22 protein-coding genes and 3 tRNA genes are annotated in these 22210 nt (G+C 67.4%); 15 read left to right on the top strand and 10 right to left on the bottom strand.

The annotated features are described in order from the left end of the window. Nucleotide 1 precedes the first annotated feature (1 nt). The 11 genes from gspI (at nucleotide 2) to ACH0AE_RS08370 (ending at nucleotide 7558) form a co-directional block, all read left to right on the top strand. Nucleotides 2-406: a type II secretion system minor pseudopilin GspI gene (gene gspI, locus ACH0AE_RS08420; RefSeq protein ID WP_294443699.1), complete on the top strand. Its 405-nt coding sequence runs from the start codon at nucleotides 2-4 to the stop codon at nucleotides 404-406. Next, the gene (gene gspJ, locus ACH0AE_RS08415) at nucleotides 403-1032 is read left to right on the top strand and encodes a type II secretion system minor pseudopilin GspJ (RefSeq protein WP_294443698.1); all 630 of its coding nucleotides are present in this window, start codon (nucleotides 403-405) and stop codon (nucleotides 1030-1032) included. Before gspI ends, gspJ begins: the two co-directional genes overlap by 4 nt. Beyond that, entirely contained in the window at nucleotides 1022-2011 is a 990-nt protein-coding gene (gene gspK, locus ACH0AE_RS08410) for a type II secretion system minor pseudopilin GspK (RefSeq protein WP_294443697.1), read from the top strand. Before gspJ ends, gspK begins: the two co-directional genes overlap by 11 nt. Next, nucleotides 2008-3084, top strand: coding sequence for a type II secretion system protein GspL (gene gspL / locus ACH0AE_RS08405; RefSeq protein WP_294443696.1), 1077 nt, complete (start codon nucleotides 2008-2010; stop codon nucleotides 3082-3084). The genes gspK and gspL overlap by 4 nt, the downstream gene beginning before the upstream one ends. Continuing rightward, nucleotides 3081-3554 (top strand): type II secretion system protein GspM, encoded by a 474-nt coding sequence (gene gspM, locus ACH0AE_RS08400; protein ID WP_294443695.1) that lies wholly within the window; start codon nucleotides 3081-3083, stop codon nucleotides 3552-3554. Before gspL ends, gspM begins: the two co-directional genes overlap by 4 nt. Next, nucleotides 3551-4276, top strand: a complete 726-nt coding sequence (locus ACH0AE_RS08395) for a type II secretion system protein N (protein WP_294443694.1) — start codon at nucleotides 3551-3553, stop codon at nucleotides 4274-4276. The genes gspM and ACH0AE_RS08395 overlap by 4 nt, the downstream gene beginning before the upstream one ends. Before the next feature lie 94 nt (nucleotides 4277-4370). Beyond that, a tRNA-His gene (locus ACH0AE_RS08390) sits at nucleotides 4371-4447 on the top strand. Between the two features lie 20 nt (nucleotides 4448-4467). Then, nucleotides 4468-5517 (top strand): Glu/Leu/Phe/Val dehydrogenase, encoded by a 1050-nt coding sequence (locus ACH0AE_RS08385; protein ID WP_294443693.1) that lies wholly within the window; start codon nucleotides 4468-4470, stop codon nucleotides 5515-5517. A 106-nt stretch (nucleotides 5518-5623) separates the two neighbouring features. After that, a complete protein-coding gene (gene ccmC, locus ACH0AE_RS08380; protein WP_294443690.1) occupies nucleotides 5624-6349 on the top strand; it encodes a heme ABC transporter permease CcmC in 726 nt (241 codons plus the stop codon). Between the two features lie 106 nt (nucleotides 6350-6455). After that, nucleotides 6456-6890: a cytochrome c maturation protein CcmE gene (ccmE, locus tag ACH0AE_RS08375; protein ID WP_294443688.1), complete on the top strand. Its 435-nt coding sequence runs from the start codon at nucleotides 6456-6458 to the stop codon at nucleotides 6888-6890. Next, a complete protein-coding gene (locus ACH0AE_RS08370; RefSeq protein ID WP_294443687.1) occupies nucleotides 6887-7558 on the top strand; it encodes a hypothetical protein in 672 nt (223 codons plus the stop codon). The genes ccmE and ACH0AE_RS08370 overlap by 4 nt, the downstream gene beginning before the upstream one ends. An 18-nt stretch (nucleotides 7559-7576) precedes the next feature. Here ACH0AE_RS08370 and ACH0AE_RS08365 read toward each other — a convergent pair whose 3' ends face one another. Continuing rightward, nucleotides 7577-7792 carry a DUF3072 domain-containing protein gene (locus ACH0AE_RS08365; protein WP_294443686.1) on the bottom strand — a complete coding sequence of 72 codons (216 nt, stop codon included), beginning with the start codon at nucleotides 7790-7792 and terminating at the stop codon, nucleotides 7577-7579. A gap of 145 nt (nucleotides 7793-7937) precedes the next feature. On the opposite strand from ACH0AE_RS08365, the gene ACH0AE_RS08360 reads away from it, so the two are divergent. Together ACH0AE_RS08360 and ACH0AE_RS08355 are read left to right on the top strand one after the other, a co-directional pair. Continuing rightward, a complete protein-coding gene (locus ACH0AE_RS08360; protein WP_406875635.1) occupies nucleotides 7938-9848 on the top strand; it encodes a potassium transporter Kup in 1911 nt (636 codons plus the stop codon). Nucleotides 9849-9856: 8 nt separating this feature from the next. Then, entirely contained in the window at nucleotides 9857-10375 is a 519-nt protein-coding gene (locus ACH0AE_RS08355) for a 2'-5' RNA ligase family protein (RefSeq protein WP_294443685.1), read from the top strand. A gap of 8 nt (nucleotides 10376-10383) precedes the next feature. Here ACH0AE_RS08355 and ACH0AE_RS08350 read toward each other — a convergent pair whose 3' ends face one another. From ACH0AE_RS08350 to rimO, 4 genes are all read right to left on the bottom strand, one after another. Further along, nucleotides 10384-10554: a hypothetical protein gene (locus tag ACH0AE_RS08350; RefSeq protein ID WP_294443684.1), complete on the bottom strand. Its 171-nt coding sequence runs from the start codon at nucleotides 10552-10554 to the stop codon at nucleotides 10384-10386. A gap of 136 nt (nucleotides 10555-10690) precedes the next feature. Beyond that, nucleotides 10691-13795 carry a TonB-dependent receptor domain-containing protein gene (locus ACH0AE_RS08345; protein WP_294443683.1) on the bottom strand — a complete coding sequence of 1035 codons (3105 nt, stop codon included), beginning with the start codon at nucleotides 13793-13795 and terminating at the stop codon, nucleotides 10691-10693. Between the two features lie 816 nt (nucleotides 13796-14611). Beyond that, nucleotides 14612-14688: transfer RNA gene (locus ACH0AE_RS08340), tRNA-Met, on the bottom strand. A 67-nt stretch (nucleotides 14689-14755) separates the two neighbouring features. After that, the gene (gene rimO, locus ACH0AE_RS08335) at nucleotides 14756-16102 is read right to left on the bottom strand and encodes a 30S ribosomal protein S12 methylthiotransferase RimO (protein WP_294443682.1); all 1347 of its coding nucleotides are present in this window, start codon (nucleotides 16100-16102) and stop codon (nucleotides 14756-14758) included. Nucleotides 16103-16215: 113 nt separating this feature from the next. Here rimO and ACH0AE_RS08330 point away from each other — a divergent pair, with 113 nt between their 5' ends. Both ACH0AE_RS08330 and ACH0AE_RS08325 read left to right on the top strand, forming a co-directional pair. Further along, nucleotides 16216-17319, top strand: coding sequence for an anhydro-N-acetylmuramic acid kinase (locus ACH0AE_RS08330; protein WP_294443681.1), 1104 nt, complete (start codon nucleotides 16216-16218; stop codon nucleotides 17317-17319). 42 nt (nucleotides 17320-17361) lie between these two features. Beyond that, nucleotides 17362-17925, top strand: coding sequence for a PH domain-containing protein (locus ACH0AE_RS08325; protein WP_294443679.1), 564 nt, complete (start codon nucleotides 17362-17364; stop codon nucleotides 17923-17925). A gap of 23 nt (nucleotides 17926-17948) precedes the next feature. Here the strand turns inward: ACH0AE_RS08325 and ACH0AE_RS08320 are convergent, their stop codons facing one another. The 5 genes from ACH0AE_RS08320 to rpsA form a co-directional block, all read right to left on the bottom strand. Continuing rightward, nucleotides 17949-18374 (bottom strand): DUF4112 domain-containing protein, encoded by a 426-nt coding sequence (locus tag ACH0AE_RS08320; RefSeq protein WP_294443678.1) that lies wholly within the window; start codon nucleotides 18372-18374, stop codon nucleotides 17949-17951. Nucleotides 18375-18379: 5 nt separating this feature from the next. Next, nucleotides 18380-19759 (bottom strand): ABC transporter substrate-binding protein, encoded by a 1380-nt coding sequence (locus ACH0AE_RS08315; protein ID WP_294443677.1) that lies wholly within the window; start codon nucleotides 19757-19759, stop codon nucleotides 18380-18382. Nucleotides 19760-19830: 71 nt separating this feature from the next. Then, nucleotides 19831-19917: transfer RNA gene (locus ACH0AE_RS08310), tRNA-Leu, on the bottom strand. 46 nt (nucleotides 19918-19963) lie between these two features. After that, on the bottom strand, nucleotides 19964-20242 hold the full coding sequence (locus ACH0AE_RS08305) for an integration host factor subunit beta (protein WP_294443676.1): 279 nt from the start codon (nucleotides 20240-20242) through the stop codon (nucleotides 19964-19966). A 132-nt stretch (nucleotides 20243-20374) separates the two neighbouring features. Then, on the bottom strand, nucleotides 20375-22090 hold the full coding sequence (rpsA, locus tag ACH0AE_RS08300; RefSeq protein ID WP_406875634.1) for a 30S ribosomal protein S1: 1716 nt from the start codon (nucleotides 22088-22090) through the stop codon (nucleotides 20375-20377). Nucleotides 22091-22210 lie beyond the last annotated feature (120 nt).

The following is a 22210-nucleotide window of genomic DNA, read 5'->3' as shown; positions in this document are numbered from 1 at the left end:
GATGCGGCGCGGGGGGGCAGATCGGGGCAACATCAGCGATCGGGGCTTCACCCTGGTCGAGGTGATGGTGGCGCTGGCGGTGTTCAGCCTCGCCGCGTTGGCATTGATCCGGCTGCAGGGGGCGACGGTGCGCTCGACTGCGATCCTCGGAGATACCGTCATGGCGCAGATGGTCGCGCGCAACGTCGCGATCGATGCGGTGACGGCGGCGCGCGCGCCGGCGCTGGGGCGAGCCACCGGCGTCGAGCAGAACGGGGGCCGCGCATGGCGCTGGACCCGCGACGTCCGCCCCACCGGCGACTCGCGCGTGCTGCGGATCGATGTCGCGGTGAGCGACGCCGGGGGCCGCGCGCTCGGCCGGCTGACGATGATTCGCCAGGAGCAGCCCGAAGTGACCGTCTCGTGACGCGGCGGCGCGCGCGGGCCTCGCCGGTCCGCAACGGCTTCACCTTGGTCGAGGTGATGGTCGCGCTGATGATCTTCGGGCTGATCGCCTCGGCGGGCGTTGCGCTGCTGGCCGTCAGCGTGCGTGCACAGGGCGCGACGACCGCACGGCTGGACGATATCGGCGCGCTCGCGCGGCAGTCGTCGCTGCTCGCATCGGATTTGGCGCAGGCGGTGAACCGCCCCGCCCGTGACGAGCGTGGTACGTTGCTGCCGGCCTTTGTCGGCGATGCGGCCAGCGTCACCTTCGTGCGCAACGGCTGGACCAATATCGACGGACAGCCGCGATCCGCGCTGCAGAAGGTGAGCTATCGCGTGAACGGTGACGCGCTGGAGCGGATCGCCTGGCCGATGGTGGACGGCGCCGCCGCATTGACGCCGGTGCCGGTGCTGGCGGGCGTGCAGCGCGCCTCGTTGCGCTATCGCATTTCAGGTGGCTGGAGCGATCGCTGGGATGGCGCCACCGCGCCGCTGCCGCAGGCGCTGGAACTGGTGGTGCAGCGCGCCGACGGTGCCGTGTTCCGCCAGTTGTTCCTCGTCGGGAGCGGGGCGCCCCCCGTGCCGAAGGTGCCGACCGATGCGTCGTGAGCCCCCCCCAGGCAGGCCGGGGGAGCGGGGCGCGGCGCTGCTTACCGTGCTGCTGCTCGTCGCCGTGATCGCGGTGATGGCGGCTACCGCTCTCGAGCGGCTTCGCCTGTCGACCAGGCTGACGGCCAATGCCGTCGCGCTCGATCAGGCGCGCGGACTTGCCTTCGCAGCGGAGGCGCTGGCGACCAGCCGCGTCTCCGATCTGCTGCGGCAGAACCCGGATCGGGTGACGCTGGATGGCGGCTGGAGCAACCGGCCCTACACTATCCCCCTTCCGAACGGACGTGCCGTCGCGCGCGTCAAGGACGGAGGGAACTGCTTCAATCTCAATAGCCTGGTGAGCGATCTTGATGGCACGTATGTGGCGGATCCGACGACGATCACCCAGTTCGCACGGCTTGCGAGGTTGCTGAACGTGCCGGGCGGCGACGCGATCGCGGCCGCGGCGGCGGACTGGATCGACAGCGATGATCAGCCTCTGGCCGGCGGCGCGGAAGACAGTGCCTATACTGGCCTCGCGACGCCGTATCGCACCGCCGGCACGCTGATGGCGGACCCGAGCGAGCTGCGCGCGGTCGCTGGCGTAACGGACGAGGCCTATCAGCGGCTGCGGCCATGGCTGTGCACTTTGCCACGCACCACCCGCGCGACGATCAACGTCAACACGCTGATGCCCGAACAGGCGCCGCTGATCGCGATGCTGCTGCCCGATACGCTGGGCGTGGCGGGCGCCGCCGCGGGGCTGCTGCGCCGGCCGCCGGGCGGCTTTGCCGATACGCAGGATTTCTGGAAGATCTATGCCGCGTCCGGCATCACCGCTGATCCGGCGGCCGAGCAGCAGACGGGCGTGAAGACCAGCTGGTTCGATCTCACCGTTGATGTGAGCGTCGCAGGCAGCGATCTTTCGGAGCGGGCGCTGATCGACGCGACCACGCTTCCCGCGCGGCTCGTCTCGCGGCAATGGGGGGAGGCGACATGACGACGATGATCTTCCTTCCCGCCCATGTCGACGATCCGTGGCATTGGCTGCGCACTGGCGAGGACAGCATCGTGAGCGGCGGCGAGGGGCTGCCGGATGGCGATCTTGGGGCGGTGATCGGTGTCGCGCCGGCGGATGCGGTGACGCTTCACTGGGCGGTGCTGCCGGCCCGCTCCCCCGCGCAGGCGAGTGCGGCGGCGCGCATCCTCGTGATGGACGCGGTGGCCGGGCCGCTTGACGATCTGCATGTCGCGGTCGGTGACGAGGGGCAGGAGGAACGGCCGATCGGCGTCGTCGCCGGTGCGCGGATGCGCGGCTGGTTGGCATCCTTCGCCGCCCTCGGGATCGATCCCGTTGCGATCCTGCCTGCGCCGTTGCTGCTGCCGCGGCCGGAGAGCGGCTTCGTGCGGGCGAATATCGGCGGCCAGTCGGTGGTGCGCGGCACCGCGAGCGGCTTTGCCGACGAGGCGCGGCTGACCGAGCTCATCACCGGTGATCCACCCGAGACGCTGACGCGCGATGCGCTCGACGCGGCGGTGGCAGCTGCGGCCGCCCGGCCCGTGCTCGATCTGCGCCAGGGGCCGTTCGCGCGGCGCAAGCGGCGGGCGATCGACTGGCGATTGGTGCGCCGGCTGGCCGCGCTTGGCGCGCTGATCCTGCTGGTGACGCTGGTTATCGACCTTGCGCGGATCGCCAAGTATTCGATCGCTGCCGATGCCGCCGAGGCGAAGGCTGAGGTGCTGGCGCGCAGCGGCCTGCCGCGGGGTGCCGACCAGGGGGATGCGGACCGGCTGCTCGCCGAGCGGCTCTCCGACCTGCGTGGCCCAGGTGCCGGGTTTACGGCGACCACGGCTGCGGTGGCGGATGCGGTGCGTGGTATCGCCGGGACGGAGATCGTTGCGTTGGCCTTCGAGCCGACCGGCGAGTGCCGCGTCACCATCGCCGCACAGGGCGAGGCGCAGGCGAACCAGCTGGTGGCCCGACTTCGCAACATGGGCTTTCGCGTGACGGCCAGCACCTTCGAGGCGAATGGCGAGCGGCTGCGCGGCGATGTGACGGTGAGTGTGCCATGACCGGGCTGATCACGTGGTACAATGGTCGGTCGCTACGCGAGAAGCGGCTGATCCTGGTGATGCTGGCGCTGCTGGCGGTGACGATCGTCTGGGCCGGGATCATCCGCCCGGTGCGCGATGGCCTCGAATCGACGCGCGAGCGCCAGATCGCGGCCACCATCCGGCTGGGCGAGGTGCAGCGGCAGGTGGCGGCGGTGAAGGCGCTGCAGCGCGGGCGCGTTCGCCCGCTGGAAGGGCCGATCGCCGATGCGGTGCGGATGCGCGCCGACGAGGCCGGCTTTGCGCTCGCCAGCCTCGATCCCGATGGCGCACGGGTGCGCATCACGATCGCGACGGCCAAGCCCGGAGCGCTGCTCGCCTGGATCGCCGGGCTGGAGGCCGATGGCATATTGGTCGATTCGTCGAGCATCACCGGCAATGGTGACGGCACGGTGGCAGCGACGCTGACGCTGAAGGGACGCGCGGCATGAGGCGGATCCGGCTGGCGACCGGCCCCGGCGCACTGTTCCTCGCCTTCTTCGTCGCGGCGATGATCGCCTTCCTGCCGCTCAGGCTCGCGCTCGGCTGGCTGGGGCTGGCGGAACAGGGGATGACCGCGCGCGAGGTGCGGGGCAGCATCTGGGCCGGCAGCCTGCGTGAGGCGCGGTTCGGCGATATCGTGCTTGGGGATCTTTCGGCCGGCGTATCGCCGCTCCAGCTGCTGCTCGGCCGTGCCCGCGTGCATCTGCGCGGCAGCGCGCCGCCGCCCGCCCCGCAACTCGCGGGCGCGATTGGCATCACGCGTCATACGTTCGAACTGGACGGGATCAGCGCGACGCTGCCGGTTGGCACGGCCTTTCGCCCGTTGCCGGTCACCACGCTGAACCTCGATGAAGTGACGGTGCGGTTCCGCGGCGACTTCTGCGAGCGGGCGGAGGGCCGGGTGCGAGCGACGCTGGGGGGTGAGATCGGCGGGCTGCCGGTGCCGGCGGCGCTGACCGGCACGGCGCGCTGCGACGGCGGCGCCTTGCTGCTGCCGCTGACCAGCGCGGCGGGCGGCGAGGGGAGCACGATCCGCCTGTGGCCGGACGGCCGCTACCGCGTTGAACTCACGCTGCAACCCGGCGACCCGGCCGCGACTGCGCGGCTGCAGGGCGCGGGCTTCGTCCAGACGACGAACGGCATGGAACTGGCGATCGAGGGGCGTTTCTGATTGCCGCACCGTTGATCGGCGCGGCAACCACAGAATTCTCGCGCCGCAAGCTTGACGCTTCCGCGCCCTAGCCGTAGGGGCGCGCTCTCTTGCGGCGATCGTAGCTCAGTTGGTTAGAGCATCGGTTTGTGGTACCGAGGGTCGCGGGTTCAAGTCCCGTCGATCGCCCCATTCTTTTCCCCGGGAATGACATGACCGCGTGGGGCCTCCCCGATTTCGACGACCATGAAGGCGTCCATCTTTTTACCGATCCGGCATCCGGTCTTCAGGCAGTAATCGCGGTTCATTCGACCGCGCTTGGCCCGGCGGCGGGCGGCGTGCGTTTCTGGCATTACGCCGATCACACGAGCGCCATCACCGATGCACTTCGCCTGTCGCGCGGCATGAGCTTCAAGAACGCCATGGCGGGTCTGGAGCTTGGCGGCGGCAAGGGCGTGGTGCTGGCCGACGCGCCGGGTGCGACGATCACCGAAGCGCAGCTGCGTGCCTTTGGCCGTGCCGTCGAGTCGCTCGTCGGCCGCTATGTGACGGCGGAAGATGTCGGCATGTCCGAAGCGCGGATGAAGGTGATTGCGGAGGAAACACGCTACGTCTCCGGCCTGCCTGTGGCCAGCGGCGCGGCGGGCGGTGATCCCGGCCCTTACACCGCGCACGGTGTCTATCTCGGCGTGAAGGCGGCGGCGAAGCGCGGCCTTGGCGCGACCGACATGAAGGGCGTGCGGGTCGCGATCCAGGGTGTCGGCTCGGTCGGCGGCGGACTTGCGAAGCTGCTCGCCGCGGACGGCGCGATCCTGACGCTGGCTGACGTGAACCAGGCGCGCGCCGACGCGCTCGCCGCGGAACTTGGCGCGACGACCGCGCCAACCGAGACGATCCTTGCTGCGGACGTCGATCTGGTCAGCCCGAACGCGCTTGGCGCGGTGCTGACCGAGAAGTCGATCGATGCGCTGAAGGTGAAGGTTGTCGCCGGCGGGGCGAACAACCAGCTTGCGACGCGTGAGGACGGGCGCCGCCTGCACGAACGCGGCATCCTCTATGCGCCCGATTACGTCATCAACGCCGGCGGCATCATCAACGTCGGGCTGGAATATCTCGGCCACGGCGACGAGGCCGAGGTGATGGCGCGCATCGCCCGCATCCCGGAACGCCTCATCGAGGTGTGGGACGAGAGCCAGGCGAGCGGGGACCCGATCTCCGAAGTCGCCGATCGGATCGCGCAGCGGCTGATCGGCCGCGGCTGAACCATCGCCGGACCCGTGTTTGCCGTGACGGAAGCGACCAGACGGTCGCTTCCCCGGTACCTAGCGGATGACGTCCGGCAAATTTCGCCATAAGGGGTGATCCGTCGTGCCCGCCCTTCATGCCTTCGCCAACCCTGCGCGTTTCCTGAAGATTGCGCGCCCGCTCACGCCGCTGCTCTTCTGGGCCGGCGCGGTGCTGGTCGCCATCGGCTGCTGGGCCGGGCTCACGCAGACGCCGCCGGATTACCTGCAGGGCGAATCGGTGCGCATCATGTACGTCCATGTGCCCGCCGCCTGGCTTGGCATGGGCGGGTGGAGCGGCATCGCCATCGCCAGCATCGCCTATCTCGTCTGGCGCCATCCACTGGCAGAGGTTGCCGCGCGCGCGATTGCCGTGCCGGGCGCAACCTTTGCTGCCATCTGCCTGGTTTCCGGCGCGATCTGGGGCCGGCCCACCTGGGGCACGTATTGGCAGTGGGACGGCCGGCTGACGTCGATGCTGCTGCTGTTCTTCGTCTATCTCGGCCATATCGCGCTGACGATGGCGGACCGCGAGCGCGGCGGAGACGGCCGCATCCCGGCGCTGTTCGGCATCGCGGGCACGGTGCTGCTGCCGATCATCCGTTATTCGGTGGTGTGGTGGAACACGCTGCACCAGGGGCCCAGCATCGGCCTCACCAAGTCCAGCATCGACACCTCGATTCTGTGGCCACTGCCGATCATGGCGCTGGGCTTCAGCCTGCTGTTCGGCGCCATCGTGCTGATGCGGATGCGCGCGATGCTCGCGACTGCCAAGGCAGAAGCGCGGATGCGCCGGCGGGCAACCGCATGAACGCCTGGCCCTATGTCCTTGCCGCCTACGCGGTATCCCTGGGGGGAACGGCGATCGTTGCCCTGTTGAGCTGGCGCGCGATGCGCCGCGCGGAAAAATCGGACCGATGAAGGCAAAGCATCAGCGACTGGCGCTCGCGGGGGCAGCCGTGGTGGCGATCGCCATTGCGGCGCTGCTCGCACTTTCCGGCCTGCGCGACCAGGCAGCATTCTTCTATGCGCCCTCGGACGTGACGCGCGAGGTCCTGTCTTCCGACCGGGCCGTTCGCCTCGGCGGCATGGTCGCGGCGGGATCGGTGTCGCGCGCGGCGGACGGCGTGACGGTGCAGTTCCGGGTGACGGACGGCAAGGCGATGACGCCGGTGACCTTCGCGGGCATCGTGCCTGACCTGTTCCGCGAAAATTCGGGCGTGGTGGCCGAAGGCAGCTTCCGCCCCGACGGCCTGTTCGTCGCCACGAACCTGCTCGCCAAGCATGACGAGAAGTACATGCCGCCGCAGCTTGCCGGGAAGATGCACGAGACGACGAGCCTGGAACCGTGAGCGGCTTCGTCGCACTCGCGATCGTCGGCGCCTTGGCCTTCGGTGCATTGCTTCTTCTGCGCCTGCCGCGGTTCGTCTGGTCGTTCGCTGGGGCGGCGCTGTTCCTCGGCGCGGCGGGCTACGCCTGGCAGGGCAGGCCGGCCTTGGCCGCGTCGCCCGCGCGCCCGCAAGCCGACACTATGGAGATCGATCCCGAATCGATCGCGTTGCGCGATCGCCTGATGGGTCGCTTCACCGCCGACACCGCCTATCTCGTCGCGTCCGATGCGATGCTGCGCACCGGCAACCGCCGCGCCGCCGCCAACGTGGTGCTTGGCGGCGTCAGGGCGATTCCGGGCAGCTACATCCTATGGACGCAGCTTGGCACGAACCTAGCGCTGCTCGACAATGACCAGCTGTCGCCGGCAGCGAAGCTCGCGTTCGGCCGCGCGCTTAAGCTGGCGCCGAACCATCCCGCGCCGCCTTATTACGCCGGCCTTTCCTATCTGCGCTCGGGTGACCTCGCGACGGCACGGCGGCTCATCGCCCGCGCCGTCGCGTTGTCGGCGCCGGGCGCCGACTATCGCGACACGATCGCGGGGCAACTCGCTATGCTCGATCGCTATATCGCGGCGAGCGAGCAGATCGAGCGCGCCCGCGCCGCCGGTTCCCCCGCGCCGCAGCCCTGATCGACGAAGCGGCCGGGCCTATTTGCCCCGGCCGGTTTTCTCCTGCAGCGCGTCGATCCGCTTTGACGCGTCCGCCTTGGTGAGCGAGTCGTCGAACGTCTCGCCTGCTTCTTCGCTCAACGTCTTCAAATAACTTGCCTGCGCGCCCGTCATCGGCTCGTCGCCAGTGGTCCAGTCGTCAGGATCCTTCTCTGCATTGGAGAAGGGTTGGGTCTTTGGATCGGCATCGGCCATGGACATCTTCCTTTCGGCACATCCAACACCTATGTTCTCGCAACGTTCCCTTTGCGGCGGGCTCTGCCCGGTGCTAGGCGCGCCGAGGCTTCGACAGGATGATGGCGGTTTCTTTTCCCGTGACCCTGAGTCCAGCGACTAGCCGGTGACCACCACCGACAGCGCAACCGTGCCCGCCGGGCACGATCACCACCACCACAACGACGGTTTGGCAAAACTGGCGCTGGGGGCGATCGGCGTCGTCTATGGCGACATCGGTACGAGCCCTTTGTACGCGATGAAGGAAGTCTTCGTCGGCCACCATCCTCTGGCGGTCGATCAGCTTCATATCTTCGGCGTCGTCAGCCTTATCTTCTGGTCGCTGGTGCTGATCGTGACGTTCAAATACGTCATGGTGATCCTGCGCGCCGACAATAATGGCGAGGGCGGCAGCCTGGCGCTGCTCGCGCTGATCCAGCGGCGCAGCGGGGCCGGCAAGCGCTGGGAACCGGGGTTGATCGTGCTCGGCGTGCTCGCCACCGCCTTGTTCTTCGGCGATTGCATGATCACGCCGGCCATCTCCGTCCTATCGGCGGTGGAGGGTTTGGCGACGGTAGAGCAACGGTTCGACAGCTTCGTCATCCCCATCTCGGTCACCATCCTGGTCGGCCTGTTCTATCTCCAGTCGGTCGGCACGGCACGGGTGGGGCGGCTGTTCGGGCCTATCATGGGGGTCTATTTCGTCACCCTCGCGGGACTTGGCCTCAGCCATATCATTGCCGAGCCGCAGATCCTGCTCGCGCTCGATCCGCGCTGGGCCGTGCGCTTCGCGGCGACGGACGGCATGCTGGCGTTCCTGGCGCTGGGCTCGGTCGTGCTGGCGGTGACGGGCGCAGAAGCGCTCTATGCCGACATGGGCCATTTCGGCCGCCGCCCGATCGCGCTCGCCTGGCTGTGGATGGTGTTCCCGGCGCTGATGATCAATTACCTCGGGCAGGGCGCGCTGCTGCTGTCGGATCCCACCGCGGCGCAGAACCCGTTCTTCCTGATGGCGCCGGAAAGCTGGCGCCTGCCGCTCGTCATCCTCGCGACGCTTGCCACCGTCATCGCCAGCCAGGCGGTGATTACCGGCGCCTATTCGGTGGTGCAGCAGGCGATCCAGCTGGGCCTGATGCCGCGGCTGCGCATCTCGCACACCAGCGCCTCTGCTGCCGGGCAGATTTACATTCCGTCGGTGAACTGGGCGCTGCTGACGATGGTGCTGCTGCTGATCCTGGGCTTTCGCGAATCTTCGAACCTCGCCGCCGCCTATGGCATCGCGGTCACCGGCACGATGTTCATCTCGACCTGCATGGTCGCGGTGCTGATCCGGCGCGTGTGGCACTGGCCGACGTGGACGGTGGTGCCGTTCATCGCCACTTTCCTGCTGATCGACGGGCTGTATTTCTCGTCGAACCTGACGAAGGTGCCCGACGGCGGCTGGTTCCCGCTGCTCGTTGCGATCATCGTCTTCGTCCTGCTCACCACCTGGGCGACCGGGCGCAAGCTGATGCTGCAGCGGATGCGGGAGGGGGCGATGCCGATCAAGGTGTTCATTAACTCCGCCGCGAACAGCGCGACTCGCGTTGGCGGCACCGCGGTGTTCATGACGTCGACGCCCGATGGCGTGCCGCACGCGTTGCTCCACAATCTGAAGCACAACCGCGTGCTGCACGATCGCGTCATCCTGCTGACGGTGAAGGTGACGGACATGCCGTACTTCCCGGAAGTCGACCGGTTCCTGCACGAGGATCTGGGCGAGGGGTTCCACCGCGTGATCCTGCGCTACGGCTTCATGGAGTCGCCTGATATCCCCGCGGCGCTCAAGTCGTTCCACGAATGCGGCGACGACTTCCGCATGATGGAGACGAGCTTCTTCCTGTCGCGCCAGACGCTGCTTGCTTCCGACCGGCCGGGCATGGCGATCTGGCGCGAGAAGCTGTTCGCGTGGATGCTGCGCAATGCGGAAAGCGCGATGGAGTTCTTCCGCTTGCCCACCAACCGTGTGGTCGAACTCGGCAGCCAGATCGAGATTTGACGGGCGCCGTGCTCTCGCCTGCTGAGGCCGCGCCGATCATCGTGACGGCGCTGTTCGGCAAGGCGGATCAGGCGTGGTTCGATGCGCTACGCCGGGCGCACTTCCCGCCGGAGCGCAACCAACTCGCCGCGCACCTCACCATGTTCCACCATTTGCCGCCGAGCGCAGCCGATGAAGTCTCATGGCGGCTGAAGGAAGAAGCGCGCGGTGTCGGTGCGCCGCGTGCGACGCTCGCGGCGCCTTACTCGCTGGGGCGAGGCGTCGCCTATCGCATCCACAGCCCCGATCTGGAGGCAGCGCGCGCGCGAATCGCCGACGCCTTCACCGGCCTGCTGACGCCGCAGGATCAGGCCGGCTGGCGCCCGCATGTGACGGTGCAGAACAAGGTCGCGCCAGGCGAAGCGAAAGCGCTGCTGGCCGAGCTCTCACGCGGATTCGTCGCACGCCCGGTCTCGATCATCGGTCTAGCCGCCTGGTGGTATCGCGGCGGCCCGTGGGAGCCGCTGTCGCGCCACCTGTTCCGCTGAGGCAGCGCTCAGCTGGGGTGGGCTTCGCTCTCATCCTCGCTGCGCCTTAAATCCCCATCGACCGCTGGTGCTGTATCCTGACCGGCAGCGGTCTCCTCCGCGATGCCGGCGTCCTCACTACGGTTCGCGCTTTCCCGGAAACCGCTCGGCTCGGGCTGGTCTGGCTTGTGATCGGGCATCGTCCACTCCTTCGCTGAAGGAACGAGCGACGCTGGCCTTGGTGCCGCCAACGCGCCATCACGCCCGCCCGGAACGACAAAGGGCGGCGGTCCGAAGACCGCCGCCCCCCGGCTTTTCAGATCCTTGCGAAAGGGATCAGAACTTCACGCGCGCACCCACGGTGAACGCCCGACCGATCGGATCGTACAGCGTCGGGAAGGTGTTGCCGCTGTTGAACGACGTACCACCCACGCCCGAACCGACGAGCGGCGGGTCGCGATCGAACAGATTGTCGATCGTGAGGCTCAGCTCGAACTGCTCGGTCGGCATGATCCGCAGGGCCAGATCGAAGTAATCATAGGCCTTGATGCGGCGGAATGCCGGCTGAACGCCAGCCGTCGGCACGTTGGTGTACTGGATGCCGTTCAGCACGAAGCTCGAGCTGCCGGTCAGCGCCGGGTTCGGGCCGCCCGGCTGCGGGGTGTTACCCGGCAGACGCGTCGGGAGGTACGGCTCCAGCGAGACGGGGCTGATGTGGGTCCACAGCAGCGACACGTCGAACAGGTTGGTGCTGTACGTCGCACGCCCGTTCCACTTCCACTTGGCACGCGGGTTGGTGCAGCCGCTCGGGCTGTAATAACCGGTGCAGTCGCGGTTGATCGCGTTCGGCGTCGCCTGGAAGTGGTAATAGTTCAGGCGGGTCGCGTTCATCCCGAAGGTGAAGGCGCCGTCCTCGCTATTGATGCCCAGGTCGCTCAGCCGCACGCGCTGGCTGACGCCGATGTCGAAGCCCGCCGTCTCGATCACGCCGAGATTCGACGACGACAGGATGACGCCCGGCGTCTCACCCGCGCCGTTCAGCGTGCCGGTGAGCGGATTACGTCCGATCAGCGCGCAGAACGAGTTGAAGGTGAAGGTCGGGTTCAGCGCTGCCGAATAGCAGCCGTTCAGGATGTCGCCCTGCGCCGGCTGCGTGATCGCATTGGTCACGCGGATGTTGAAATAATCCAGCGTGAACGCGAAGCCCGGCAGGAACTCGCGCGGCGAGATCACACCACCCAGCGTGTAGGTGCGCGCGCGCTCGACATCGAGGTTGCGGTTGCCCGAGGTGGTGTTGTTGATCTGGCCCGACGTCGGCGCCGGGATCGATCCGATCGTGCCCGGAGGAGCCCCGGTCGCGACGCACAGCGCGGCGAGCGCCGCGTTGCTCACCGGCCCTGCGCCCTGGCACGGATCGCTCGTCAGGTTGCCGAGCGCCTGCACCGGAGACTGGAACAGCTCCGAGATGTTCGGCGAGCGAACTGCCTTCTGATACATGCCGCGGAACTTGAAGCCTTCGAACGGCTCGTAGTTACCGCCCGCCTTCCACGTCGTGCTGCTGCCCGTCGTGGTATAGTCGGAATAGCGGATGCCGCCTTCAGCCGTCAGGCGATAGAAGAAGGGCTTGTTCTCGATCAGCGGGACAATGAGCTCGCCGAACACTTCCTTCACGCTGTACGCGCCGCGATCCGGCGGGGTGCGTGCGCCGGTGCCGAGGACTTCGCCCTGGATCTGGCTGGGGTTGTCCGGAAGGCTCTCGGCGGTGATGCGACGGTATTCGCCGCCGATGGCGAAGCCGATCGGTGCGTTGGCGAGCGGCGAGGTGGCACCGAACAGGTCACCCGAGATGCTGCCCGTCACGACACCCAGCGTCACCTTGCGGTTGATCAGCGCGTCGAGATCGATGAACGCCAGCTGGTCCTGCGTGATGCTGCCGTTCGGCCCGAACAGGTTGAGCGGTACGCAGCCGTTCGCCGTGTTCGTGCAGACCGGTGTGCCGGCGGCGTTGGTGTAGGCCCGAAGCGCCTGCTGCACCTTCGAGAAGGAGCCCCAGTTCTCGCGGGTCTGGTTCTGCGTCGTTTCGCCGTACTGGCCCGAGATGTCGAACTTGATACCGTCGACGATCGTGCCGCGCAGCCCGGCCTGGACCTGGAACTGGCGCGATTCGACCACGTTGCCGCGCGGCCCGTATTCCGTGAAGCGGCGCTGCGCGACGACCGGGATTTCGACGTAGCCCGGCGTGCCAGGCCCGCCCTGAACGGCAGCCGCCGCAGCGCAAGCAGCCGGCGCGATCGGCTGGATGCCGGCAAGCGACGTGTTGGTGTCAAATGCGGCGCACAGCTGGTTGCGGATGCCGGCCGGCAGGTACGGGTTGTTCAGCGGCAGCTGATAGGTGTTGCTGAACGTGCCCGAGGAGGCGAGCTGCAGGCGAACCTCGTTGCGGGTGAACTGACCCGAGGCATAGGCTTCGATCGCCGGCGTGATTTCATACCGGGCGCTGCTGAACACGTTGATGCGGTTAAGCGGCGTCTGGAAGTACGTGCCGATGTTGGTGTTGTAGGTGTCGGCCGGGGTCGCGGTCTGCAGCAGGCCGGTGGTCGGGTTGACGACCGCACCAAGGTTCGAGCCAGCCGGCAGGCCAAGCGCCGCATTGGTCGGCGAGGCGAAGATCGTCACCTGTGCCGCGGTCGCGCCCGAATAGAGGCCGGTCACCGAGCTGATCGGCACCGCGCTGATGTCGCGCTGCGTGTGCAGCAGCGGATCCGACTTGGTGTAGCCGATCGAGAGCACGGCATTGCCGCGATCATCGTCGAAGTTGACGCCCATCGTCAGGTCCGCACGCAGGCGCGCTGCGTCGCCACGCTCGGAAATGCGATAATTGGCGTTGAGGTCGACGCCCTTGAAGTTGCGCTTCGTGATGAAGTTCACGACGCCGGCAACCGCGTCCGCACCGTACACGGTCGACGCACCGCCAGTGACGACGTCGACGCGATCGAGCAGCGCGACCGGGATGGTGTTGAGATCGACCACGCCGTCGAGCCCGAACGGCACGATACGACGGCCGTCGAGCAGCACGAGCGTACGCTCCACGCCGATGCCGCGCAGATCGATCGTCGCCGCGCCGCCCGAGCCGTTGTTCACGCCCGGGCCGATCGACGGACGAACCGCCGGCAAGTCACGCAGCAGCTCTTCCGCGGTGCCCGGCTGGCGGAAGTTCAGTTCCTGCTGACCGATGACGGCGACCGGGCTCGACGTTTCGAGATCGGGGCGCGCAATGCGCGAACCGGTGACGACGATTTCCTCGCGGCCTTCAGCGGCCTCGGCCTGATTGCTCTGTGCTTCCGGCGATGCCTCCACCGGAACACTGACCTGTGCGGCGGCAGGCAAAGCTGCGAAAACCGCGCCTGCAGCGATGGTCGACGCCAAAAGATAATGGCGCATCTTAGATGCCATTTGTTGTTTCCCCCAATACGACAGATGCCACCCCCGTGACACCTTCGGGACCGATCCGGCCCACTTTTGCCTTGCACTGCAGCAGCGCCGCTAAACAATGCAGCCTAGCTGCCGCATCTCGCACTTTGACGGATATGTTGCATTTTGGCGACAGCGCGGTGCTTCAGCATTTGGCAAATGACCTAAAGTGCTACTTTTCCCGGCACTGCACTTTGCCGATTAACTGCTGCAGTGTTGTGTTATCACAACGCTTCCCGCGTCTGCGGTCGATAACAGGAAGACAGGCCCGCTTCGCAATGTGGCCGCTGGGTGTGACGCTGCGGGCAGGGATCATAATCACGTGGTGCGCCGCGGCATGAGCGCTGATGCTGTAGATATATATCAACAGTCACCATCTCATTCGTCGTGGGGAATTGCCGGGCTTCCGCTCGTTCCCTTGCGCTTGATCATGATGACTGGGGTGCGTTGGAAGAAACAAGGCTATTGTGGTCGTGCCCGGCTGAAGAGCTTAAGACATCGAAAAAAGACGATGGCGATCAGATCAGAGTCACACCCGCGATCCGCCTCGAACATCGCGTCGATCACCTCTTCGGCGATTTGAGTGGCCGCCCAGGGCTGATGCATCCGAGTTAGGCCGAGTGCCGCACGGAGAAGCAGTATCCACAACTGCCATCGTCAGCACCTAGGCGCCGCGCAACGCGGCAATGATGGTGCAAACTGACGACAGGCCACGCGCTGGCGCTGGGCGTGTCGGCAGGGCGCCCATTGAGCGCGCGCGAGCCAAACCGTAAGCAATTCAGGGAATGGTAGCGGAGGAGGGACTTGAACCCCCGACACGCGGATTATGATTCCGCTGCTCTAACCAGCTGAGCTACTCCGCCCCAAGGGCATCCGCCGGCGGCCGTTCGGCCGGGCGAGGCGCGCCTGATAGCAGGGCGCGCCTACGCGTCAAGCGGGAACGCCAAACAGATCGTGTTCGTCGGCATCCTCGATCGTCACCCGGACGATATCGCCTTCGGAAAGGTGGCCTGCATCGCGCAGATGCACCTCGCCGTCGATCTCCGGCGCATCGGCATAGGAGCGCCCGGTGGCGCCTTCGTCGCCCACGGCGTCGATGATCACCTCGAACGTACGACCGATCTTCGCCTGCAGCTTGGCGGCGCTGATCGCCGCGGTCTTGGCCATGATTCGCGCGTAGCGCTCCTCCTTCACCTCTTCCGGCACCGGATTGGGCAGCAGGTTCGCGCTCGCGCCCTCGACGGGCTCGAAGCGGAAGGCGCCGACGCGGTCGAGCTGTGCCTCGTCCAGCCAGTCGAGCAGGTAGTTGAAATCCGCCTCTGTCTCGCCGGGGAAGCCGACGACGAAGGTGGAGCGGATCGCGATGTCCGGGCAGATCTCGCGCCAGGCTCGGATCCGGCTCAGCACCTTGGCATCGTTCGCCGGGCGCTTCATCGCGCGCAACACGTTCGGTGCGGCATGCTGGAAGGGGATGTCGAGATAGGGCAGGATCAGCCCCTCGGCCATCAGCGGGATGACATGGTCGACGTGCGGATAGGGATACACATAGTGCAGCCGCACCCAGGGCGCGATCCGGCCCAGCTCGCGCGCCAGGTCCGTCATGTGCGCGCGCACCTCGCGCGGCGGCTCGCCGGGCGCGCTGGGCTTCAGCGGATAGCTCGCGTGGCGCAGGTCGACGCCATAGGCCGAGGTGTCCTGGCTGATGACCAGCAGTTCCTTGGTGCCCGCCGCGACCAGCTTCTCCGCCTCGCGCAGGATCGCGTCCGGCCGGCGGCTGACGAGGTCGCCGCGCAGCGAGGGGATGATGCAGAAGGCGCAGCGATGATTGCAGCCTTCGGAGATCTTCAGATAGCTGTAGTGCCGCGGCGTCAGCTTCAGCCCGGCGTCGGGCACGAGATCGATGTACGGTGACAGGTTCGCCGGCGCCGCCTCGTGCACCGCCTCCACCACCTGTTCGTACTGGTGCGCACCGGTGACGGCCAAGACGTTGGGAAAGCGCGCGCGGATCACCTCCGCCTCGTTGCCCATGCAGCCCGTGACGATGACGCGGCCGTTTTCCGCGATGGCCTCGCCGATCGCCTCGAGGCTTTCCTCCTTGGCCGAATCGAGGAAGCCGCAGGTGTTGACCAGCACCACGTCCGCCCCGGCATAGTCGGGGGACATGTGATAGCCGTCTGCGCGCAGCTGGGTCAGGATACGTTCGCTGTCCACGAGGTTCTTCGGACAGCCGAGCGACACCATGCCCACGCGGGGCGGTGAGGGAAGACGCGTTGCCATGAGTGGCGGCGCACATAATGCGCCTTTGGCCGATTTGCCATATCCCCGCCGAAATGCGCGACTTATGAGTTCGCCTTTGTGCCGCGGGGGCGGTTGGAAGCGGGAATGGAATGATGCTGGCGATTGGTCTCATGTCCGGGACGTCGCTCGACGGGATCGATGCGGCGCTGATCGAGACGGACGGGGAGGGCGAGGTTCGCGCGGTCGCGTTCCGCGGGGAGCCCTATTCGGATGCCGCGCGCGCGCAGCTCGCCGCCGCGACGGCGCTGGCGCTTACCTTCGAAAAGCCGCGGCAGAACCCGGAGATCGTCGCCGCGGCGGAGCTGATCACCCGCACCCACGTCTTCGCGGTGCAGAAGCTCCTGCGCGATGCCGGTCTTTCGGCGGACAAGGTCGACGTGATCGGCTTCCACGGCCAGACGGTGGCGCATCGCTCGGATCGCGGCTGGACGTGGCAGATCGGGGACGGCCAGGCGCTGGCCGATGCGACCGGCATCACCACCGTGGCGGATTTTCGCAGCGCGGATGTCGCGTCAGGCGGGCAGGGCGCGCCGCTGATCCCCGTCTATCACGCCGCGCTCACCGCCTCGCAGCCGCGGCCGGTGGCGGTGCTGAACCTCGGCGGCGTCGCGAACATCACGTGGATCGGCCCAGACGGTGCGCTGGTGGCGTTCGACACCGGCCCGGCGAACGGCCTTATCGACAGCTGGGTGGAGGCCGAGACGGGCGCGCGCTTCGACGAGGGCGGCGCGCTTGCGGCGTCGGGCCGCGTGAACGAGGCGGTGCTGACCGCGATGCTCGACCATCCCTTTTTCGCGCAACCTGCGCCCAAGTCCCTCGACCGCAACGATTTCACTATCCAGCCGGCGCGCGGCCTCGCGAGCGCAGACGGCGCCGCGACGCTGACCGCCTTCACTGCCGCCACGATCGCCGAAGCACTGACGCTGCTGCCGCAGCGGCCCGCGCGCCTGCTCGTTGCCGGCGGGGGGCGGCACAATCCGACGATGCTCGCGATGATCGCCGAGCGTACCGGCCTCCCGCCGCAGCCGGTCGATACGCTCGGCTGGAACGGGGACGCGATGGAGGCGGAGGGCTTTGCCTATATGGCGGTGCGCACGTTGAAGGGCCTGCCGATCTCCTTCCCGGGCACCACGGGCGCGCCGTCGCCGCTCACCGGCGGCGTCATCCACCGCCCGCGCGATCGAACGGCGGAGTAGCGGCCGCATCGGACAGGGGAAGTTTCGGCAACGGGGGGAAGAATGGCGCAGACGCTGGACGGGAAACGATCGCCGTCGACGATCCTGCTGAAGGGCGATTTCAGCCCGAAGCTGCGTATCTATTTCATGGCTTATTGGACGGCGCTGATCGCCTGCACCATCGTCGGGATCGTCATCCTGCCGATCTGGCTGGTGCTCGGCCCGCTCCTGATGCGCAAATACCACGCGACGCTTCGCTGCGAGTTGACCGAGCGCGATGTTGTCGTGGGCAAGGGGCTGATCTTCCGCCGCGAAGTCACCATCCCCCTGGACAAGATCCAGGACATCTCGATCCACGAGGGGCCGCTGCTCACCGCCTTCGGCCTCTTGCGCCTGCGGCTTGAGACGGCGGGGCAGAGCAATGCCGCCACCGGGCGGTCGGATGCCGACCTCATCGGCCTGGTAAACGCGCGTGCCGTCCGCGACCGCATCCTTGCGCAGCGCGACGTGTTGTCGTCACTCGGTCAAAAGGCGCCCGCCGCGGTCGATCCCGATCGCCAGCTGCTGACGGAGATCCGTGACAGCCTGCTCCGGCTGGAAGAAAGGCTCGCCGCGACGGCGCGGTAACGCCGGATCAGCGCCGCGGCTGATCAGCGATCGATCGTCACCGTCGAGGGATGGTGGCGATCGAGGTGGCGCTTGATCGTCTTCAGGTTGCGCGTGTTCGATCGGTAGAAGAAGTCCGCCGCGTCGCCGACGAAGGGGATGAGCCCAATCGCGGTGTCGAAGCCGACCCGCGCGCCCATCCGCGCCAGCTGCAGCTTCGTCATGCCAAGGTTGCGCGCTTCCCACACGATCCACGCGCCAAGCGCCGCGGCGACAGCGTCACCGATCACCGGGACGAGGCCGATGATGAAGTCCAGCCCGACGCGCCGGTTCATCCCCGGCACGACGAACATGCCTTCGAGCAGCTGCTCCATCGCCTCGATGCGCCGGCGAACCGACGCGGGATCGCGGCCCAGGGGCAGCGAGCCGGCGAACTGGCTGGCGGGATGGCGAGTGGCGCGGTCGTTCATGCCACTTAATTGGTATCGCGGCGAAGCCGGTTCAACGGGTGCAGCACGCGGTCGTTCGGCTGCCAGGCCCGCAGCCGCTGCGAGACGAGGGACCAGCGCAGCGGCCGCGCGATCGGGATGAAGGAGACGTCCGCCGCCAGCGCGGCATCTGCCTCCGCCAGCGCCCGTGCGCGCGCCTCCAGCGTCGGCGCAGTTCGCGCTGCCTGGATCGCCAGCGTCGCCGCCTCGCCGCAAGGCTGGCAGGCGGTGGCGAGGTACCAGCGCGCACTGTCGTAAGGCGCGACGGCATCGATCAGGCGAAGCTCCGCCTCGTCGTTAAGCGCCACGCGCACCGGTGTGATGCCAACCGCATAGAGATCCGCCGCGATCCGCGCCCACAGCAGCGTGCCGCCCGGCCCGCCCGGCAGGGCAATGCGCAGCGTCGGCAGCTCGCCTCCGTCCGCACGCCACGCGTTGACCTGCGCACGCGCCGCACCGCGCCGGTCACGCGCGCTGATGATCGTCCAGGGCGACTCTGCCGGCGGCGCGCCCGAATCGAGCGCTGCGGGAAGCAGCGTCTCGGTCGGCAGCCAGTCCGCCGCGATGCTGCGCACCAACGCGGTACGATCGATCGCAAGGGCGATGACGGCGCGGTTCTCCGGCAGCGCGAGGAAGCCCTCGCGGCTGGTGACGGCCAGGCCGAACAGCCCGGCCGCCGAATCGAGCCGGACGTTGGCCGGCGCCACGTCCGCCGCGCCCACTAGTGGCCAATCACCGATCGTCCCGCCGGCCACCAGATCGGACTTGCGCACGGCGAACCGCGCCACCGCCGCTGCCGCCCGTTCCGCAATCAGCAGGACGTCATCCTCCGGCGCCAGCTCGACCTGCTCGTCGCTCGCACGGTCACGATCGACGATCGGCGTCAGCCGCGTCACGCGCCCCGCGGTGCCGACGATCCGCATCGGCCCGGTTCCGGCCGGCCGGCCAAGGCGGATGATCGCGAGCTCGGGCTGCGCGAACAGTTTCAGCAGGTCAGGCCGCGGCCGCGACAACTCGATCTGGATCACCTGCGGCGTCATCTCGACGACCGAGTCGACCGCGGTGAGATAAGGCGACAGCGGATTGTCCGCGCGCGGCGACAAGCGGCGGCGCAGGATGGCGACGACTTCGGCCGCGCGCAGCGGCCGCCCGTCCGACCATGTCAGGTCACGCAGGCGGAAGATGAAGGTCCGCCCCTCGTCCGTCACGATCCAGCGTTCCGCCACACCGGGTTCGATCTGGCCAGCAGCATCGAAGCGCACCAGGCCCTGCGCCACGCTGTCGACCAGCAACCGCTCGGCCGCGTCGCTGCGTTCGGTGATGGAGGTGGAAAGGCTGGGTGTTGCGCCGATCGCGCTGACGATCACGGGGCCGACATCGGCCCGGCGCTCACACCCGCCAAGCGCTGGCGCGATTGCGAGCGCCAGCGACAGCGTGATGGTGCGGACGGCGGGACTCGAACCCGCACGCCCATACGGGCAGAAGATTTTAAGTCTCCGGCGTCTACCGATTCCGCCACGTCCGCGCATCATTGGGACCGAAAGCGGCACCAGCCGCGTCGCGTCAAGCGCTTAGACGTTGAGGCGCTGGCGCATTTCCTTGCCGGGTTTGAAGTACGGCACGCGCTTGGCCGTCACGTCCACCAGTTCGCCGGTGCGCGGATTGCGGCCGGTGCGGGCATCGCGCGCCCGCGTGGAGAAAGCACCGAAACCACGCAGCTCGACGCGGCCATCCTCGGCCAGCCGGCGCACGATCTCGTCGAAGAAGGTGGATACGATCGCTTCGATATCGCGCAGCGAAAGCTCGGGGTTCTGTTCCGCCAGCTGCTGCACCAGTTCCGATCTGATCATCACCCACCCCGAAAAATCGAAATCGACTTAACACACGTCAAGCCGCGCCGGAATAGCAGGGAAGCGACGAACAGCGTCGATTCCTCGACGAAGCTGCACCGGGCGGCATGAAAACCGCCCGGTGCCCGCTACTTACTTCTTGCTGTCGCGGGCCTTGAGGGCCTCGCCCAGGATGTCGCCCAGCGATGCGCCCGAATCGGACGAACCGTACTGCGCCACAGCCTGCTTCTCTTCGGAGATCTGCATCGCCTTGATCGAGAAGGTCGGCTTCTTCGAACGATCGAAGCCGGTGACCATCGCGTCGAACTTCTGGCCGACCTGGAAGCGCTCCGGACGCTGCTCGTCACGGTCACGGCCAAGATCGGTGCGCTTGATGAAGCCGGTCGCGCCATCGTCGCCAGCCTGCACTTCGAGGCCCGCGTCGCGAACTTCGAGGACAGTGACGGTGACGATCTGGTTCTTGCCGACACGCTCGCCGCCAGCGGCTGCGCCGCCAGCTGCCGGTGCGCCGCGCTCCAGCTGCTTCATGCCGAGGCTGATGCGCTCCTTCTCCGGATCGACGTCAAGCACGATCGCCTGAACGGTCTCACCCTTGCGGTGCAGGTTGAGCGCGTCCTCACCCGAAACACCCCAGGCGATGTCGGACATGTGGACCATGCCGTCGACGTCGTTGTCGAGGCCGATGAACAGGCCGAACTCGGTTGCGTTCTTGACTTCGCCCTCGACAGTCGAACCGACCGGATGCTCGGCAGCGAAGCGCTCCCACGGGTTCTGCTGCGCCTGCTTCAAGCCCAGCGAGATACGACGCTTGTCGGCATCGACCTCGAGCACCACCACGTCGACTTCCTGCGAGGTCGACACGATCTTGCCCGGGTGGACGTTCTTCTTGGTCCACGACATTTCGCTGACGTGCACCAGGCCCTCGATGCCCGGCTCCAGCTCGACGAACGCACCATATTCGGTGATGTTCGTGACGCGGCCCGAAAGCTTCGCGCCGACCGGATACTTGACCGATGCGCCATCCCACGGATCGCTCTCGAGCTGCTTCATGCCCAGCGAGATGCGCTGCGTGTCCTTGTTGATGCGGATGATCTGCACCTTCACGGTGTCGCCAATGTTGATCATCTCCGACGGGTGCTGGACGCGCTTGTAGGAGAGGTCGGTGACGTGCAGCAGGCCGTCGATGCCGCCCAGATCCACGAACGCGCCGTAATCGGTGATGTTCTTCACCACGCCTTCGATGATCTGGCCCTCGTGCAGGCTCTGGATCAGGCCCGAACGCTGCTCGGCGCGGGTCTCTTCCAGAACGGCGCGACGCGACACGACGATGTTGCCGCGCTTGCGGTCCATCTTCAGGATCTGGAACGGCTGCGGGATGTCCATCAGCGGCGTGACGTCACGTACCGGACGGATGTCGACCTGCGAACCCGGCAGGAAGGCCACGGCGCCGTTCAGGTCGACGGTGAAGCCGCCCTTCACGCGGCCGAAGATCACGCCTTCGACGCGGGCGGTCTTGGCGAACTCGGTTTCCAGCTTGTCCCATGCGGCTTCGCGGCGTGCGCGGTCACGCGACAGCATCGCTTCGCCATGCATGTTCTCGACGCGGTCGACATAGACTTCGACTTCGTCACCGACCTTCAGCTCGGCCTTCTGACCCGGCGCCGGCGCGAACTCGCGCAGTGGCACGCGGCCTTCGCTCTTCAGGCCGACGTCGATGACGGCCAGGTCGTTCTCGATGCCAGTGACGGTGCCGAGCACCACGCGGCCCTCGAAGCTGTCGGCGCCGCCGAACATGTCATCGAGCATCGCCGCGAAATCGTCCCGCGAGGGAGCTGCCGTTGAGGCCATAAAAAAGTGTTTCCTAGTCAGTTCGTTTCCGGCCAAGCGGTTGGTTCCGCTGGTCTTGGCCTTCACTGCCGCGCCGGCCCCGTGCCGTCGCGGCATCCGGGCGAACCAGAGGAGATGGAG

Origin of the sequence: Sphingomonas sp. 179-A 2A2 NHS, assembly GCF_045371305.1 — a bacterium.
Lineage (GTDB): Bacteria > Pseudomonadota > Alphaproteobacteria > Sphingomonadales > Sphingomonadaceae > Sphingomonas.
The sequence above is the reverse complement of the archived record's forward strand: the minus strand, read 5'-3'. Positions and strand labels throughout refer to the sequence as shown.

What these genes read in the sequence shown, in the direction of transcription:
- gspI (WP_294443699.1), top strand. Translation starts at nt 2, where the DNA reads ATGCGGCGCGGGGGGGCAGATCGGGGCAACATCAGCGATCGGGGCTTC.
- gspK (WP_294443697.1), top strand. Translation starts at nt 1,022, where the DNA reads ATGCGTCGTGAGCCCCCCCCAGGCAGGCCGGGGGAGCGGGGCGCGGCG.
- gspL (WP_294443696.1), top strand. Translation starts at nt 2,008, where the DNA reads ATGACGACGATGATCTTCCTTCCCGCCCATGTCGACGATCCGTGGCAT.
- gspM (WP_294443695.1), top strand. Translation starts at nt 3,081, where the DNA reads ATGACCGGGCTGATCACGTGGTACAATGGTCGGTCGCTACGCGAGAAG.
- ACH0AE_RS08395 (WP_294443694.1), top strand. Translation starts at nt 3,551, where the DNA reads ATGAGGCGGATCCGGCTGGCGACCGGCCCCGGCGCACTGTTCCTCGCC.
- ACH0AE_RS08385 (WP_294443693.1), top strand. Translation starts at nt 4,468, where the DNA reads ATGACCGCGTGGGGCCTCCCCGATTTCGACGACCATGAAGGCGTCCAT.
- ccmE (WP_294443688.1), top strand. Translation starts at nt 6,456, where the DNA reads ATGAAGGCAAAGCATCAGCGACTGGCGCTCGCGGGGGCAGCCGTGGTG.
- ACH0AE_RS08365 (WP_294443686.1), bottom strand. Translation starts at nt 7,792, where the DNA reads ATGGCCGATGCCGATCCAAAGACCCAACCCTTCTCCAATGCAGAGAAG.
- ACH0AE_RS08350 (WP_294443684.1), bottom strand. Translation starts at nt 10,554, where the DNA reads ATGCCCGATCACAAGCCAGACCAGCCCGAGCCGAGCGGTTTCCGGGAA.
- ACH0AE_RS08345 (WP_294443683.1), bottom strand. Translation starts at nt 13,795, where the DNA reads ATGCGCCATTATCTTTTGGCGTCGACCATCGCTGCAGGCGCGGTTTTC.
- rimO (WP_294443682.1), bottom strand. Translation starts at nt 16,102, where the DNA reads ATGGCAACGCGTCTTCCCTCACCGCCCCGCGTGGGCATGGTGTCGCTC.
- ACH0AE_RS08330 (WP_294443681.1), top strand. Translation starts at nt 16,216, where the DNA reads ATGCTGGCGATTGGTCTCATGTCCGGGACGTCGCTCGACGGGATCGAT.
- ACH0AE_RS08325 (WP_294443679.1), top strand. Translation starts at nt 17,362, where the DNA reads ATGGCGCAGACGCTGGACGGGAAACGATCGCCGTCGACGATCCTGCTG.
- ACH0AE_RS08320 (WP_294443678.1), bottom strand. Translation starts at nt 18,374, where the DNA reads ATGAACGACCGCGCCACTCGCCATCCCGCCAGCCAGTTCGCCGGCTCG.
- ACH0AE_RS08305 (WP_294443676.1), bottom strand. Translation starts at nt 20,242, where the DNA reads ATGATCAGATCGGAACTGGTGCAGCAGCTGGCGGAACAGAACCCCGAG.
- rpsA (WP_406875634.1), bottom strand. Translation starts at nt 22,090, where the DNA reads ATGGCCTCAACGGCAGCTCCCTCGCGGGACGATTTCGCGGCGATGCTC.